The following is a 14,506-nucleotide window of genomic DNA, read 5'->3' as shown; positions in this document are numbered from 1 at the left end:
AGGTGCCCTTACGCTAAATGGGCCTGCCGTTTCCTGGCACATGCAGGCGATCGGCCTGCTGTTTGACGGGGAAAGGCAGCCGAAAGAGCCTGCCTTTTGTTTTCTCAGTATTGGTCTTCGTAACGCTTGGCGAGATCTTCGATGTTCTCGGGCGGCCATGCCGGCACTTCCATGCCGAGGTGCAGGCCCATGGAAGCGAGAACTTCCTTGATTTCGTTCAGCGACTTGCGACCAAAATTCGGCGTGCGGAGCATTTCTGCTTCGGTCTTCTGAATGAGGTCGCCGATGTAGACGATGTTGTCGTTCTTCAGGCAGTTTGCCGAACGGACCGACAGTTCGAGTTCGTCTACCTTCTTGAGGAGAGCCGGGTTGAAAGCGAGTTCGGTGACTGCTTCCTCTTCGGTTTCCTTCTGCGGCTCGTCGAAGTTGACGAAGACGCCAAGCTGATCCTGGAGAATGCGCGCCGCAAAAGCGACGGCGTCTTCGCCGGTGATCGAGCCATCGGTTTCGATGGTCATGTTCAGCTTGTCGTAGTCGAGAACCTGTCCTTCGCGGGTATTTTCAACCTTGTAGGACACCTTCTTGACCGGCGAGTAGAGGCTGTCGACCGGGATGAGACCGATCGGAGCATCTTCCGCACGATTGCGCTCGGCCGGAACGTAGCCCTTGCCGTTGTTGACGGTGAACTCCATGCGGATTTCGGCGCCCTCGTCGAGCGTGCAGATGACATGCTCGGGGTTGAGGATTTCGATATCGCCGACCGTCTGAATGTCGCCAGCCGTAACAACGCCCGGGCCCTGCTTGCGCACGACCATGCGCTTTGCGTCGTCGCCATCCATCTTGATGGCGATTTCCTTGATGTTGAGCACGATGTCCGTCACGTCTTCGCGGACGCCCGGAATCGAGGAGAATTCATGCAGCACGCCGTCGATCTGCACCGCCGTGACGGCAGCACCGCGCAGCGAGGAGAGCAGAACGCGACGCAGCGCGTTGCCGAGGGTGAGGCCGAAGCCGCGCTCCAGCGGTTCGGCAACGAGCGTCGCCCTGGTGCGCGAGCTCGAGGAGAACTCCACCTTGTTCGGCTTGATCAGTTCCTGCCAGTTCTTCTGAATCATGAGTTTGCCTTCCGTTCGTTGCCACCATCCAATCGTGGCAACCGAGCTTGAAAACCACCGGGAGCGCGCAGGCGCTCACCGGTGACGAGAGCGATGATCAGACGCGGCGCTTCTTGCGCGGACGGCAGCCATTGTGCGGGATCGGGGTCACGTCGCGGATGGACGTGATCATGAAACCTGCAGCCTGGAGCGCGCGCAGAGCCGATTCACGACCCGAACCCGGACCGCAGACTTCGACTTCCAGCGACTTCATGCCGTGTTCCTGGGCCTTCTTGGCGCAGTCTTCGGCAGCGATCTGGGCGGCGAACGGGGTCGACTTGCGCGAGCCCTTGAAGCCCTTTGCGCCAGCCGACGACCATGCGATCGCATTGCCCTGCGCGTCGGTGATGGTGATCATCGTGTTGTTGAAGGTCGAGTTGACGTGAGCGACACCCGACGAGATATTCTTGCGCTCGCGACGGCGAACGCGGACGGCTTCCTTAGCCATGGTATTCCTTTCGTTGATCTCTTCACCGCCGTAATGCCAGCGGCTACACCGGAACGGCGCCTATATGGTCCCGCTCCAAACTCAAAAGAGGCCGGCGCAGACCGCCAGCCTCCCTACCCCGGTTACCCGGAAATTACTTCTTCTTACCAGCGATTGCCTTTGCCGGGCCCTTGCGGGTGCGGGCATTGGTGTGCGTGCGCTGACCGCGGACCGGAAGGCCGCGGCGATGACGCAGGCCGCGGTAGCAGCCGAGGTCCATCAGGCGCTTGATGTTCATCGCGGTATCGCGACGAAGATCGCCTTCGACCTGATAGTCGCGGTCAATGGCTTCGCGGATCTGAAGGACTTCTGCGTCCGTCAGCTGATGCACACGACGTTCAGCCGGGATACCGACCTTCTCGACGATTTCCTGTGCGAATTTCGGACCGATCCCGTGAATGTAGGTCAGCGCAATAACAACGCGCTTCGCAGTCGGGATGTTGACGCCAGCGATACGTGCCACGCCTGTTCTCCTTGCATTCCAGTTGCCATCCGGCAAGTGGGCTTCGTTATGCGGTCTTTAGAACCGCCCGTTCAGATTTACGTCCGTAACATGTCAAAACGACCGCACCCGGACTTCCCTGGGAAATCCGCGCCGATCGCATGGAATGTCGCGAGTTGGCGCGGTGTTTAGCGGAATCACTGCTGAAAAGCAACCGTTCCGCCAAGTTTATTTTCAAAGCCTTAAAGCTTGGAAAGAATGCTTTCGACCTCGGCAGTCACCTGATCGATGTCTGCCATGCCGTCCACGGACTTGAGTTTGCCCTTGGCATGGTAATAACCGATCAGCGGCGAGGTTTCCTTGTAGTAGACCTGCAGCCGAGCCGTCATGGTCTCCGGATTGTCATCGGGACGGCGCTTGAAGTGCGTCGAACCGCACTTGTCGCACACGCCTTCGGCAGCCGGAACCTTATCGCTATCGTGATAGACGCTGCCGCACTGTGCGCAGGAATAACGACCGGCGACACGGCGGATCAGTTCGGCATCATCGACACGGAATTCGATGACGACGGACAGGCCGAGACCCTTTGCCCTCAGCATCGCCTCGGTGGCATCCGCCTGGACGAGCGTCCGCGGAAAACCGTCAAGAATGAAGCCGTTGGCGCAATCGGGTTGATCGATTCGCTCGGAAACGATGGCGATGACGATCTCATCCGATACGAGTTTGCCGGCGTCCATGACCGCCTTGGCGCGCTTGCCGACATCCGTACCGGCGTTGACCGCTGCACGCAGCATGTCTCCCGTGGAAAGCTGCGGAATGCCGTGCTTTTCCACGATCCGCTGGGCCTGGGTTCCCTTACCCGCGCCCGGCGGCCCCAAAAGGATAAGTCTCATCGCCCCCTCTTTCCTCCACGCAACTTCGATTTCTTGATCAGGCCTTCGTATTGCTGCGCGATCAGGTGACCCTGGATCTGTGCAACCGTATCAAGAGTTACGCTAACCACGATCAAAAGCGAAGTCCCACCAAGGGATAATGGGATGCCGGTTTGCGACACCAAGATCTCCGGAAGGATGCAGACGAAGACGAGATAGATTGCGCCGATCACAGTGATGCGGGTCAGCACGTAGTCGATATATTCGGCAGTGCGCTCGCCCGGACGGATGCCGGGAATGAAGCCGCCATGCTTCTTCAGATTGTCGGCCGTGTCCTTCGGATTGAAGACGATGGCCGTGTAGAAGAAGGCGAAGAAGGCGATAAGCGCCGCGTAGAGCACCATGTAGAGCGGCTGGCCGTGGCCCAGCGCCGCGACGATCGACGTCGCCCAGGAAGGCATAGCCGTGGTGTTGGCAAAGCCCGCAAGCGTTGCCGGCAGCAGCAGCAGCGAGGAGGCGAAGATCGCCGGGATGACGCCCGAGGTGTTGAGCTTCAGCGGCAGGTGCGAGGTATCGCCCTGGAACATGCGGTTGCCGACCTGGCGCTTCGGATACTGAATCAGCAGCCGGCGCTGCGCGCGCTCGACGAAAACGATCACGCCGATGACGCCGATCGCAACAATGATGACGAGCAGGATGAGGAAGGTCGACAGCGCGCCGGTGCGGCCGAGCTCGAGCGTGCCGGCAAGGGCCGTCGGGAGACCGGCGGCGATGCCGGCGAAGATGATCAGCGAGATGCCGTTGCCGATGCCGCGCGAGGTGATCTGCTCGCCGAGCCACATCAGGAACATCGTGCCGCCGAGCAGCGTCAGAACGGTCGAAACACGGAAGAACCAGCCCGGATCGACGACGAGGCCCTGGCCGCTCTCAAGGCCGGCGGCAATGCCGTAGGCCTGCAGCGCGCCGAGGATGACGGTGCCGTAGCGGGTATACTGGTTGATGATCTTGCGGCCCTGCTCGCCCTCCTTCTTGAGGTTTTCGAGCGCCGGCACGACCGAGGTCATGAGCTGCACGATGATCGAAGCAGAGATATAGGGCATGATGCCGAGCGCGAAGATCGCCATGCGCTGAACGGCGCCGCCCGAGAACATGTTGAAAAGGCCGAGAATGCCGCCTGCCTGGCCGCGGAAAGCCTGGGCATAGGCTTCGGGATTGAGGCCCGGAAGCGGAATATGGGTGCCGAGCCTGTAGACGAGGAGAGCTGCCAGTGTGAACCACAAGCGCTTCTTCAAATCCTCGGCTTTGGCAAAGGTCGAAAAATTGAGGTTGGATGCCAATTGTTCCGCTGCAGAAGCCATGCGTTTCTCCGCGCTACCAATTCCGGCGTCTCTGGGGGATAGGCCGGCCCCGGAATCAGTATGAAAATTATTCAAAACCGGGTTCAGAACGGATTGCAATGCAACCCCATGCCTCACCCTCGTTTTAGTCTTACCGGCATGACGCGGGCGCGCCAGCCAAGTTTTTGTGAGGCCCACATATGGGAGCAAAATCGCCCGGTGTGAAGCACCCCGGGCGATATATCATCAGATTATTATTCGGCTGCAGCCGGAGCCGAAAGCAGCGTCACGGTGCCGCCGGCCTTTTCGATCTTCTCGACGGCAGGCTTGGAGGCGCCTGCAACGACGATCGTCACCTTGGCCTTGAGCTCGCCATCGGCGAGAACGCGAACGCCGTCCTTGGGGCGACGGATGACGCCAGCGGCCTTGAGGGCAGCTGCATCAACGGTCGCCTTGGCGTCGAGCTTGCCGGCGTCGATTGCCGCCTGGATACGGCCGAGCGACACGACAACAAAATCGGAAGCGAAAATGTTGTTGAAGCCGCGCTTCGGCAGGCGACGATAGATCGGCATCTGGCCGCCTTCGAAGCCGTTGATGGCGACGCCCGAGCGGGACTTCTGACCCTTCACGCCGCGACCACCGGTCTTGCCCGAGCCCGAGCCGATACCGCGGCCGAGACGCTTGCGGCTGTGGGTCGAGCCTTCGTTGTCCTTGATTTCATTAAGTTTCATGAGCGTTTCCTCCGTCTCACTTCTCGTCGACGACGCGAACGAGATGCTGGACAGCACGGATCATGCCACGAACCGAAGGAGTATCCTCCAGCGTGCGGCGACGGTGCATCTTGTTCAGTCCGAGACCGATCAGCGTGCGCTGCTGAACATCCGGACGGCGAATCGGGCTGCCGATCTGTTCGATCGTGACAGTCTTCGCTTCAGCTTTCTTGGTAGCCTTGGCCATCTGTCAAACTCCTCTTATTCTTCAGAGGCGTTGCCGGAGGCGCTACGACGAGCCTGCAGCGTTGCATACTTGATGCCGCGCTGAGCTGCGATGTCCTTCGGGTGAACCTGGTGCTTCAGAGCGTCGAAGGTGGCGCGAACCATGTTGTAAGGGTTCGACGAACCGGTCGACTTGGCGACGACGTCGTGCATGCCGAGCGTTTCGAATACGGCGCGCATCGGACCGCCGGCGATGATGCCGGTACCGACCTTGGCCGAGCGCAGCAGAACCTTGCCGGCGCCGTGGCGGCCATGAACGTCGTGATGCAGCGTACGGCCGTCACGCAGCGGTACGAAGATCAGTTCGCGCTTTGCAGCTTCGGTTGCCTTGCGGATGGCTTCCGGCACTTCGCGTGCCTTGCCATGGCCGAAGCCGACGCGGCCCTTCTGGTCGCCGACGACGACGAGTGCTGCGAAACCAAAACGACGGCCGCCCTTGACGACCTTGGCGACGCGGTTGATCGCGACCAGCTTGTCGACGAACTCGCTATCGCGCTCTTCACGGCTCTGGCGGTCTTCCCGCTGCGGCCTTCTTTCCTGTGCCATTGTCCTCTTCCTTTTTCTTTTCCGGGTGCAATCGGCAAACAAATGTGGACCGCATCAGCACTCCCCTTCCGGAGAGTGCCTGCGGTCCGGCGAAAATCCGGCCGGCGCTAAAAGCATCCGGCCGGAAACTGATCAGAAGGTGAGACCGCCTTCGCGGGCTGCATCGGCGAGAGCCTTGATGCGGCCGTGATAGATGAAGGCGCCACGGTCAAACACGACTTCCGTAACACCGGCCTTGGAGGCGCGCTCGGCAACGAGCTTGCCTACGACGGCAGCGGCGGCGGTATCGGCACCGGTCTTCAGAGAACCGCGCAGATCCTTTTCGAGGGTGGAGGCAGACGCGAGCGTCTTGCCGGCCACATCATCGATGACCTGGGCGTAGATGTTCTTCGAGGAGCGATGAACCGACAGGCGCGGACGGCCATTGGCCACCGACTTGAGTTGACGGCGCACGCGGTTGGCACGACGTGCAAGTGCTTCTTTCCTGCTAGCCATTTCGCGTGATCCTTACTTCTTCTTGCCTTCTTTGCGGACGATCCGCTCGTCGGCGTACTTGACGCCCTTGCCCTTGTAAGGCTCGGGACCGCGATATTCGCGGATTTCGGCGGCAACCTGGCCGACCTGCTGCTTGTTGATGCCGCTGACGATGATTTCAGTCGGCTTCGGAACAGCGATCGAGATACCGACCGGCGGCTCATAGATCACGTCGTGGCTGAAACCGAGAGCCAGCTGCAGGTTCTTGCCCTGCATGGAGGCGCGGTAACCAACGCCGTTGATTTCAAGCTTGCGCTCGAAACCGTCCTTGACGCCCTTGAAGATGCCTTCGATCATCGTGCGGGACATGCCCCACTTCGAACGTGCATCCTTGGTCTGGCTGAGCGGCGTTACGACGACCGCGTTATTTTCGAGCTTGAGGCTGATTTCGTCGTTAGCAACGAAAAACAGCTCGCCCTTCGGACCCTTTGCAGTCACCTTCTGACCATCGACCGTAGCCGTGATCCCAGCAGGTACCTGAACGGGCTTTTTACCGATACGAGACATGTTTCTATCCTGTCTGTTCGCTATGGAGACCCCTGCCCGATCTTAGAAGACCGAGCAAAGAACCTCGCCGCCAACGTTCTGTTCGCGAGCCTGGTGATCAGCCATCACACCTTTCGGAGTCGAAAGGATGGTGATGCCGAGACCGTTCGCGACCTGCGGAATGGACTTGACCGAGACATAAACCCGGCGGCCCGGCTTGGACACACGGCCGATCTCACGGATCACCGATGCGCCTTCATAATATTTCAGCTCGATGCTGAGTTCCGACTTACCATTGCCGAAATCGACAACGGAATAGCCACGGATGTAGCCTTCGGACTGCAGGACATCGAGAACACGCGCACGGAGCTTGGACGCAGGCGTCGAGACCGACGACTTGCGGCGGGAAGCGCCGTTGCGGATGCGGGTGAGCATATCGCCCAACGGATCAGTCATTGTCATGTAACCTGCTCCTTACCAGCTCGACTTGACGATGCCCGGCACCTTGCCGAGATTGCCGAGTTCACGCAGCGCGATACGCGACATGCGCAGTTTACGGTAATATGCGCGCGGACGCCCCGAGACTTCGCAACGGTTGCGAATACGGGTCTTCGATCCATCGCGCGGCAGGGATGCCAGCTTGATCGAGGCCTTGAACCGCTCTTCGATCGGAAGAGCCTGGTTCATGATGATCGCCTTCAACGCAGCCCGCTTAGCGGCCTGGTTGGCGACCGTAGTACGGCGGCGCTTGTTCTTTTCAACTGCGCTTGTCTTCGCCATGTCAGGTTCCTTTTCTACGCTCGTCGTTACGGTTATTGACGGAACGGGAAGCTGAACTCTTTCAGAAGAGCCCGTGCTTCGTCGTCGGTCGTCGCCGTCGTGCAAACGATGATGTCCATGCCCCACATCTGATCAACCTTGTCGTAGTTGATCTCAGGGAACACAATGTGCTCCTTGATGCCCATGGCGAAGTTGCCACGGCCGTCAAAGCTCTTCGGGTTCAGGCCGCGGAAGTCGCGAACGCGCGGGAGCGCGATGTTCACGAGACGGTCCAGGAACTCGTACATGCGGGCGCCGCGAAGGGTAACCTTGGCGCCGATCGGCATCTGTTCGCGGACCTTGAAGCCTGCGATAGAGTTGCGTGCGCGGGTGATGACCGGCTTCTGGCCGGCGATCGCTGCGAGGTCGGCGGCAGCAACCGTCGGCTTCTTCGAGTCAGCGGTCGCTTCGCCAACACCCATGTTGATCACGATCTTGTCGAGCTTCGGAATCATCATCTCGTTGGCGTAGGAGAACTGCTCCTGCATCGCCTTGCGGATGCGCTCGACATATTCCTTCTTGAGCCGTGGCTCGTATTTTGCCTCAGCCATCGATCACTTCTCCAGAACGCTTGGCCACACGGACCTTCTTGCCGTCAACAACCTTGAAACCGACGCGGGTCGGCTTACCGTCCTTGTCGACGATTGCAACGTTGGACAGGTGAACCGAGGCTTCCTTGTTGATGATGCCGGCTTCCTGGGTCTGCGTCTGGCGCTGGTGGCGCTTGACGACGTTGACGCCACGAACGACGGCACGATCTTCCTTTGGCATGACCTGGACAACTTCGCCGGTGCGGCCCTTGTCCTTGCCAGCGAGCATGACGACCTTGTCGCCCTTACGAATCTTCTGCATCGCTTCGCTCCTTACAGTACTTCGGGAGCCAGCGAGATGATCTTCATGTGGTTCTTGGCGCGAAGTTCGCGCGGAACCGGTCCGAAGATACGGGTGCCGATCGGCTCTTTCTTGTTGTCGATGAGGACTGCTGCGTTGGTGTCGAAGCGGATGACGGAGCCATCCGGACGACGGATATCCTTGGCGGTACGAACGACAACCGCCTTCATCACGTCACCCTTCTTCACACGGCCGCGCGGGATCGCTTCCTTGATCGAAACGACGATGACGTCGCCGATCGAGGCATACTTGCGCTTCGAGCCGCCCAGCACCTTGATGCACATGACACGACGTGCGCCGGAATTATCCGCGACGTCGAGGTTTGTTTGCATCTGAATCATATCAGGTCGCCTTCTTGGTTTACCGGAATGGTTGGGCTAGCCCCCTACTCCGGCTTATGAAAATTTTCGCCGGCCGAGCTGCCATGACGGCAACACAGACGCGGCAATAGCTGAATAGCGCGGGATCGATCGTGCCAGGGTGGTTTCCCGAACGGGACCTTCCGTGCGCTCAAAGCAAAAGAACGCCCGGCATTCGAGCGTTCTGACGCTGCTTCATACAGATATTTCGGCGAGACGCAAGGCCTCGCACAAAATTCTGTTACTTGCCCTGGGCGGAAATCACCGTCCAACGCTTGTCCTTGGAAATCGGCGCGCATTCCTCGATGGATACGGTATCGCCGATCTTGTACTGGTTGTTCTCGTCGTGGGCCTTGTACTTCTTGGAACGACGAACGGTCTTCTGGAGCAGCGGGTGAGCGAAACGACGCTCGACACGAACCACTACCGTCTTCTCGTTCTTGTCGCCAACGACGACGCCCTGCAGGATGCGCTTCGGCATATTTTTCTTCCTTTAGGCCTTAACTTCTGCCGCCTTCTGGCGGGCAATGGTTTTCACGCGGGCGATGTCCTTGCGGACTTCGTTGATGCGCGAGGACTTTTCGAGCTGGCCGGTCGCCTTCTGGAAGCGCAGGTTGAACTGCTCCTTCTTCAGCTTGGCAAGCTCGTCCTTGAGTTGGTCGGCGGTGAACCCGCGAACATCTGAGGCTTTCATGAGCTCAATCCCTTACTCTGCAATGCGCTGAACGAAGCGCGTCTTGACCGAGAGCTTGGCAGAGCCGAGACGAAGCGCCTCGCGGGCGATTTCTTCGCTGACACCGTCGATCTCGAACATCATACGGCCGGGCTTGACCTTGCATGCCCAGTATTCAACGGAGCCCTTACCCTTACCCATACGGACTTCGGTCGGCTTTGCGGTTACCGGAACGTCCGGGAACACGCGGATCCATACACGGCCGGCGCGCTTCATATAACGCGTGATCGCGCGGCGGGCCGCTTCGATCTCGCGCGCGTTGACGCGGTTGGGTTCCTGAGCCTTCAGGCCGAATTCGCCGAATGCCAGGTCAGAACCGCCCTTGGCGACGCCCTTGATGCGGCCCTTGAACTGCTTGCGGTACTTGGTACGCTTTGGCTGCAACATTTTCTTATTCTCCGAACTTCTCTGCCACGCGCGCTATCAAGCGTTGTCGCGGCGACGGTCTCTGTCGCGGTCACGGTCACGGCTTGCCGGACCCTGGGCGTCACCTTCCATCGCACGGCGCTCGGAAGCCATCGGATCGTGCTCAAGGATTTCGCCCTTGAAGATCCAGACCTTGATGCCGCAGATGCCGAATGCGGTTTCTGCTTCAGCCGTGCCGTAGTCGATGTCGGCGCGCAGCGTGTGCAGCGGCACACGACCTTCGCGGTACCATTCCGTACGGGCGATTTCAGCGCCGCCGAGACGGCCGGCGCAGGTGATCTTGATGCCTTCGGCGCCAAGACGCATCGCGGACTGAACGGCGCGCTTCATGGCGCGGCGGAAAGCCACGCGGCGCTCGAGCTGCTGGGCGATCGACTGAGCGACCAGCGTCGCGTCGACTTCGGGCTTGCGCACTTCGACGATGTTGAGGTGCGTTTCCGAATTCGTCATGTCCGACAGCTTCTTGCGGAGCTTGTCGATGTCTGCGCCCTTGCGGCCGATGATGAGGCCCGGACGTGCCGAGTGGATCGTGACGCGGCACTTCTTGTGCGGACGCTCGATGACCACCTTGGAGATCCCGGCCTGCTTCAGTTCGCTCATGACGAACTTGCGCATCTTCAGGTCTTCGTGCAGCAGCTGGCCGTACTCGGCATTGTCCGCGAACCAGCGGCTATCCCAGGTACGGTTGATGCCAAGACGGAAACCGATTGGATTGATTTTCTGACCCATTATGCGGCCTCCTCTACTGCCTGCACTTCACGAACGACGATCGTCAGGTGCGCGAAGGGCTTTTCGATGCGCGACGCGCGACCACGGCCACGAGCGTGGAAACGCTTCATGACGATCGACTTGCCGACATAGGCCTCGGCGACGACAAGCGAGTCGACGTCGAGATCGTGGTTGTTCTCGGCATTGGCGATCGCAGATTCGAGCGTCTTCTTGACGGCGCCTGCGATGCGCTTGCGGGAGAACTCCAGCTCAGCGAGTGCGCGCTCGACCTTCTTGCCACGGATAGCCGCAGCAACCAGGTTGAGCTTCTGGGGGCTGACGCGGAGCGTGCGGGCGACTGCTTGCGCCTCGTTGTCCTTCAGCCGGCGTTCGGCTTTTGCCTTGCCCATTGTTACTTCCTCTTCGCCTTCTTGTCCGCGCCGTGACCGTAGTAGGTGCGGGTCGGAGAGAATTCACCGAATTTGTGGCCGACCATGTCTTCATTGACGCTGACCGGAATATGCTTGCTGCCGTTGTAGACGCCGAAGGTAAGACCGACGAACTGCGGCAGGATCGTGGAGCGACGGCTCCAGATCTTGATCACTTCTGCACGTCCGCCTTCACGAACCTTCTCAGCCTTCTTGAGAAGATAGCCGTCAACGAACGGACCTTTCCATACTGAACGAGCCATTGGAGACTTCCTCTCTTACTTCTTACGCTGATGACGCGAGCGCATGATCATCTTGTCGGTCGACTTGTTCGACCGGGTGCGCTTGCCCTTGGTCGGCTTGCCCCAGGGTGTCACCGGATGGCGACCACCAGAGGTGCGGCCTTCACCACCGCCGTGCGGATGGTCGACCGGGTTCATGACGACGCCGCGGTTATGCGGACGCTTGCCGCGCCAAACCGTACGACCGGCCTTGCCGTCGTTGATGTTGGCGTGATCCGGGTTGGAGACGGCGCCGATCGAAGCAAGGCAGGAGCCATGGACGAGACGCTGTTCACCGGAGTTCAGGCGAAGGATCGCCATGCCCTGGTCGCGGCCGACGAGCTGTGCGTAGCCACCGGCGGAGCGAGCGATCTGACCACCCTTGCCCGGCTTCATTTCCACATTGTGGATGATGGAGCCGACCGGGATGAACTGCAGCGGCATGGTGTTGCCGGGCTTGACGTCAACAGCCTTCTCGGAAGCGATGACCTTGTCACCGGCAGCGAGGCGCTGCGGAGCGAGGATATAAGCCTTTTCGCCATCAGCATAGGTCACCAGCGCGATGAACGCCGTGCGGTTCGGATCGTATTCGATACGCTCGACGGTGCCTTCGACGTCGAACTTGCGACGCTTGAAGTCGATCAGACGATAGGTGCGCTTGTGACCGCCGCCGATGAAGCGGGCGGTGATGCGACCGAGGTTGTTACGACCGCCGCTCTTGGTCAGACCTTCCGTCAGCGCCTTGACCGGCTTGCCCTTGTAGAGGGCCGAGCGGTCGACGATGACCAGCTGGCGCTGGCTCGGGGTGATCGGATTGAATGTTTTCAATGCCATTTTCTTATACCTCAGAGACCGGTGGAGACGTCGATCGTCTGGCCTTCAGCCAGGGTTACGACAGCCTTCTTCACGTCCTTCTGCTTGCCGACGAAACCGCGGAACCGCTTGGTCTTGCCCTTGCGCAGCAGAGTGTTGACGGCCGTAACCTTGACGCCGAACAGCGCCTCGACAGCAGCCTTGATTTCCGGCTTCGTCGCCTGCTTGGCGACATTGAAAACAACCTGGTTGTTTTCGGATACCAGCGTGGACTTTTCGGTGATCGCCGGGGAGACGATCACATCGTAGTGGCGAAGATCGGTCACTTGAATCGCTCCTCTAGCGCTTCAACCGCAGCCTTGGAAAGCACGAGCTTGCCGCGGCGCACGATGTCGTAAACGTTGATGCCCTGGATCGGCAGAACATCGATGTTCGGGATGTTCTGAGCTGCGAGCTTGAAGTTGCCATCAAGCTCTGCGCCGCCGATGAAGAGGGCGTTGGTCAGGCCGAGCGTCTCGAAAACGGACGCGAGAGCCTTGGTCTTGGCTTCGGTGGCAACCAGGTTGTCGATGACGATGACGTCATCGGCCTTGATCTTGGCCGAAAGGGCATGGCGAAGGCCGAGTGCACGAACCTTCTTGGGAAGATCATGCTCGTGGCTGCGCACGACCGGGCCGTGAGCCTTGCCGCCGCCGCGGAACTGCGGAGCGCGAGCCGAATGGTGGCGGGCGCGGCCCGTACCCTTCTGCTTGTACATCTTGGCGCCGGTGCGCGAAACTTCAGCGCGGCCCTTAGCCTTGTGCGTGCCCTGCTGCTTCTTGGCAAGCTGCCAGCGGATGACGCGGGCGAGAATGTCTTCGCGGGGCTCGAGGCCGAAAATCGCGTCCGAAAGGGAAACCTTCCCGGCGTCTTTTCCCTCGAGGGTCTTGACGTTCAATTCCATTGATCTGGCTCCCTTACTTCGCGGCCGACTTGACGGCGTCGCGCACGATGATCCAGGCACCCTTGGAACCAGGAACAGCACCCTTGATCAGGATCAGACCACGATCTTCGTCGGTCGAAACCACTTCCAGGTTCTGCGTCGTGACACGCGTCTGGCCCATGTGACCAGCCATCTTCTTGTTCTTGAAAACCTTGCCCGGATCCTGGCGCGAGCCGGTCGAACCGTGCGAGCGGTGCGAAACCGACACACCGTGCGTGGCGCGCAGACCGCCGAAACCGTGGCGCTTCATGGCGCCGGCAAAACCCTTACCGATCGTCGTGCCCGTCACGTCGACGAGCTGACCGGCTGCAAAGTGACCCGCCTTGATCTCAGTGCCGACTTCGAGCAGCTGATCTTCCGACACGCGGAATTCTGCGACCTTGGCCTTCGGCTCGACGTTGGCAACGGCAAAGTTGCCGCGCATCGCCTTCGACGTGTTCTTCACCTTCGCCTGGCCGGCACCGAGCTGAACTGCGGTATAGCCATTCTTTTCGACAGTGCGCGTGGCAACGACCTGGACGGCCTCCATGCGCAGTACCGTTACCGGGACATGCTCGCCGGCGTCGTTATAGACGCGGGTCATTCCCACCTTCTGTGCAATCACACCTGAACGCATCGGTTCAATCCTTCTCACTCAGCCCGAAGACCCGAGGTCTCAGAGCTTGATCTCAACATCGACACCGGCGGCGAGATCGAGCTTCATCAGCGCGTCTACCGTCTGCGGGGTCGGGTCAACGATATCGAGAAGGCGCTTATGCGTGCGCATCTCGAACTGTTCACGGCTCTTCTTGTCGATGTGCGGGGACCGGTTGACCGTAAACTTCTCGATGCGGGTCGGAAGCGGAACGGGGCCCCGGACGCTGGCACCGGTGCGCTTCGCCGTCGATACGATCTCGCGCGTGGAGGCATCGAGAATCCGGTGATCGAACGCCTTCAGGCGGATGCGGATATTCTGGCCGTTCATTCGACTTTATCCTTGTGTCTGTTATCCGCGTGTCACCATTGAGGGACACGACTTACCTTCAGTTACGTTAGCGGGCCACCGGTTTCAAAGATCGAGAGGGACACCCAGATCGGCGTCCCTATCCTTTCCTTGGGCCTGGTGGCCCAGCCGCTAATTACTCGACGATCGAAGCGACGATACCGGCGCCGACGGTGCGGCCGCCTTCGCGGATGGCGAAGCGCAGCTTTTCTTCCATCGCGATCGGAACGA

General features: G+C 59.9%; 26 protein-coding genes and 1 pseudogene. All 27 read right to left on the bottom strand.

Translation table 11 applies throughout. From position 1 onward, the window contains the following. Positions 1 to 104: 104 nt before the first annotated feature. Positions 105 to 1,115, bottom strand: a complete 1,011-nt coding sequence (locus FHT75_RS34295) for a DNA-directed RNA polymerase subunit alpha (protein ID WP_003547579.1) — start codon at positions 1,113 to 1,115, stop codon at positions 105 to 107. 97 nt (positions 1,116 to 1,212) lie between these two features. Then, positions 1,213 to 1,602 (bottom strand): 30S ribosomal protein S11, encoded by a 390-nt coding sequence (gene rpsK, locus FHT75_RS34290; RefSeq protein WP_003547577.1) that lies wholly within the window; start codon positions 1,600 to 1,602, stop codon positions 1,213 to 1,215. 133 nt (positions 1,603 to 1,735) lie between these two features. Then, complete coding sequence (gene rpsM / locus FHT75_RS34285; protein ID WP_003573772.1) at positions 1,736 to 2,104, bottom strand: 30S ribosomal protein S13; 369 nt, start codon at positions 2,102 to 2,104, stop codon at positions 1,736 to 1,738. Between the two features lie 221 nt (positions 2,105 to 2,325). Next, a complete protein-coding gene (locus FHT75_RS34280; RefSeq protein ID WP_029868130.1) occupies positions 2,326 to 2,976 on the bottom strand; it encodes an adenylate kinase in 651 nt (216 codons plus the stop codon). Further along, positions 2,973 to 4,313, bottom strand: coding sequence for a preprotein translocase subunit SecY (gene secY / locus FHT75_RS34275; protein WP_029868128.1), 1,341 nt, complete (start codon positions 4,311 to 4,313; stop codon positions 2,973 to 2,975). Before secY ends, FHT75_RS34280 begins: the two co-directional genes overlap by 4 nt. Positions 4,314 to 4,546: 233 nt before the next feature. Then, complete coding sequence (gene rplO, locus FHT75_RS34270; RefSeq protein WP_029868127.1) at positions 4,547 to 5,023, bottom strand: 50S ribosomal protein L15; 477 nt, start codon at positions 5,021 to 5,023, stop codon at positions 4,547 to 4,549. A gap of 16 nt (positions 5,024 to 5,039) precedes the next feature. Further along, on the bottom strand, positions 5,040 to 5,249 hold the full coding sequence (gene rpmD, locus FHT75_RS34265; protein WP_003547566.1) for a 50S ribosomal protein L30: 210 nt from the start codon (positions 5,247 to 5,249) through the stop codon (positions 5,040 to 5,042). A 14-nt stretch (positions 5,250 to 5,263) separates the two neighbouring features. Continuing rightward, positions 5,264 to 5,833, bottom strand: coding sequence for a 30S ribosomal protein S5 (gene rpsE, locus FHT75_RS34260; RefSeq protein ID WP_003573784.1), 570 nt, complete (start codon positions 5,831 to 5,833; stop codon positions 5,264 to 5,266). A 132-nt stretch (positions 5,834 to 5,965) separates the two neighbouring features. Beyond that, entirely contained in the window at positions 5,966 to 6,328 is a 363-nt protein-coding gene (gene rplR / locus FHT75_RS34255) for a 50S ribosomal protein L18 (protein ID WP_183845735.1), read from the bottom strand. Between the two features lie 12 nt (positions 6,329 to 6,340). Further along, entirely contained in the window at positions 6,341 to 6,874 is a 534-nt protein-coding gene (gene rplF / locus FHT75_RS34250) for a 50S ribosomal protein L6 (RefSeq protein WP_029868125.1), read from the bottom strand. Between the two features lie 42 nt (positions 6,875 to 6,916). Then, positions 6,917 to 7,315 (bottom strand): 30S ribosomal protein S8, encoded by a 399-nt coding sequence (gene rpsH / locus FHT75_RS34245; RefSeq protein ID WP_003547562.1) that lies wholly within the window; start codon positions 7,313 to 7,315, stop codon positions 6,917 to 6,919. Between the two features lie 12 nt (positions 7,316 to 7,327). Next, positions 7,328 to 7,633: a 30S ribosomal protein S14 gene (rpsN, locus tag FHT75_RS34240; RefSeq protein WP_003573787.1), complete on the bottom strand. Its 306-nt coding sequence runs from the start codon at positions 7,631 to 7,633 to the stop codon at positions 7,328 to 7,330. Between the two features lie 32 nt (positions 7,634 to 7,665). Then, positions 7,666 to 8,223 carry a 50S ribosomal protein L5 gene (gene rplE, locus FHT75_RS34235; protein ID WP_003573788.1) on the bottom strand — a complete coding sequence of 186 codons (558 nt, stop codon included), beginning with the start codon at positions 8,221 to 8,223 and terminating at the stop codon, positions 7,666 to 7,668. Then, a complete protein-coding gene (rplX, locus tag FHT75_RS34230; RefSeq protein ID WP_003587195.1) occupies positions 8,216 to 8,524 on the bottom strand; it encodes a 50S ribosomal protein L24 in 309 nt (102 codons plus the stop codon). Before rplX ends, rplE begins: the two co-directional genes overlap by 8 nt. An 11-nt stretch (positions 8,525 to 8,535) precedes the next feature. Then, entirely contained in the window at positions 8,536 to 8,904 is a 369-nt protein-coding gene (gene rplN / locus FHT75_RS34225) for a 50S ribosomal protein L14 (protein WP_003573790.1), read from the bottom strand. A gap of 259 nt (positions 8,905 to 9,163) precedes the next feature. Further along, a complete protein-coding gene (gene rpsQ, locus FHT75_RS34220; protein ID WP_003547557.1) occupies positions 9,164 to 9,403 on the bottom strand; it encodes a 30S ribosomal protein S17 in 240 nt (79 codons plus the stop codon). 12 nt (positions 9,404 to 9,415) lie between these two features. Further along, a complete protein-coding gene (gene rpmC / locus FHT75_RS34215) occupies positions 9,416 to 9,616 on the bottom strand; it encodes a 50S ribosomal protein L29 (RefSeq protein WP_003547556.1) in 201 nt (66 codons plus the stop codon). A gap of 12 nt (positions 9,617 to 9,628) precedes the next feature. After that, positions 9,629 to 10,042 (bottom strand): 50S ribosomal protein L16, encoded by a 414-nt coding sequence (rplP, locus tag FHT75_RS34210; RefSeq protein WP_003573792.1) that lies wholly within the window; start codon positions 10,040 to 10,042, stop codon positions 9,629 to 9,631. 36 nt (positions 10,043 to 10,078) lie between these two features. After that, a complete protein-coding gene (gene rpsC, locus FHT75_RS34205; RefSeq protein ID WP_003587196.1) occupies positions 10,079 to 10,810 on the bottom strand; it encodes a 30S ribosomal protein S3 in 732 nt (243 codons plus the stop codon). Then, on the bottom strand, positions 10,810 to 11,199 hold the full coding sequence (gene rplV, locus FHT75_RS34200; protein ID WP_007626081.1) for a 50S ribosomal protein L22: 390 nt from the start codon (positions 11,197 to 11,199) through the stop codon (positions 10,810 to 10,812). The genes rpsC and rplV overlap by 1 nt, the downstream gene beginning before the upstream one ends. Positions 11,200 to 11,201: 2 nt before the next feature. Further along, a complete protein-coding gene (gene rpsS / locus FHT75_RS34195) occupies positions 11,202 to 11,480 on the bottom strand; it encodes a 30S ribosomal protein S19 (RefSeq protein ID WP_003573797.1) in 279 nt (92 codons plus the stop codon). Positions 11,481 to 11,495: 15 nt separating this feature from the next. Then, complete coding sequence (rplB, locus tag FHT75_RS34190) at positions 11,496 to 12,332, bottom strand: 50S ribosomal protein L2 (protein ID WP_003573799.1); 837 nt, start codon at positions 12,330 to 12,332, stop codon at positions 11,496 to 11,498. An 11-nt stretch (positions 12,333 to 12,343) separates the two neighbouring features. Further along, positions 12,344 to 12,637 carry a 50S ribosomal protein L23 gene (locus FHT75_RS34185; protein WP_003547550.1) on the bottom strand — a complete coding sequence of 98 codons (294 nt, stop codon included), beginning with the start codon at positions 12,635 to 12,637 and terminating at the stop codon, positions 12,344 to 12,346. Continuing rightward, on the bottom strand, positions 12,634 to 13,254 hold the full coding sequence (gene rplD, locus FHT75_RS34180; protein ID WP_029868123.1) for a 50S ribosomal protein L4: 621 nt from the start codon (positions 13,252 to 13,254) through the stop codon (positions 12,634 to 12,636). The genes FHT75_RS34185 and rplD overlap by 4 nt, the downstream gene beginning before the upstream one ends. Before the next feature lie 13 nt (positions 13,255 to 13,267). Beyond that, positions 13,268 to 13,909 (bottom strand): 50S ribosomal protein L3, encoded by a 642-nt coding sequence (gene rplC / locus FHT75_RS34175; protein WP_028757604.1) that lies wholly within the window; start codon positions 13,907 to 13,909, stop codon positions 13,268 to 13,270. 39 nt (positions 13,910 to 13,948) lie between these two features. Continuing rightward, positions 13,949 to 14,257, bottom strand: coding sequence for a 30S ribosomal protein S10 (gene rpsJ, locus FHT75_RS34170; protein WP_003547547.1), 309 nt, complete (start codon positions 14,255 to 14,257; stop codon positions 13,949 to 13,951). A gap of 154 nt (positions 14,258 to 14,411) precedes the next feature. Then, positions 14,412 to 14,506, bottom strand: a pseudogene (locus tag FHT75_RS34165) (elongation factor Tu); the annotation flags it as partial.

It is taken from the genome of Rhizobium sp. BK112, assembly GCF_014193215.1.
Lineage (GTDB): Bacteria > Pseudomonadota > Alphaproteobacteria > Rhizobiales > Rhizobiaceae > Rhizobium > Rhizobium anhuiense.
This window is presented reverse-complemented; position numbering and strand designations above follow the sequence as displayed.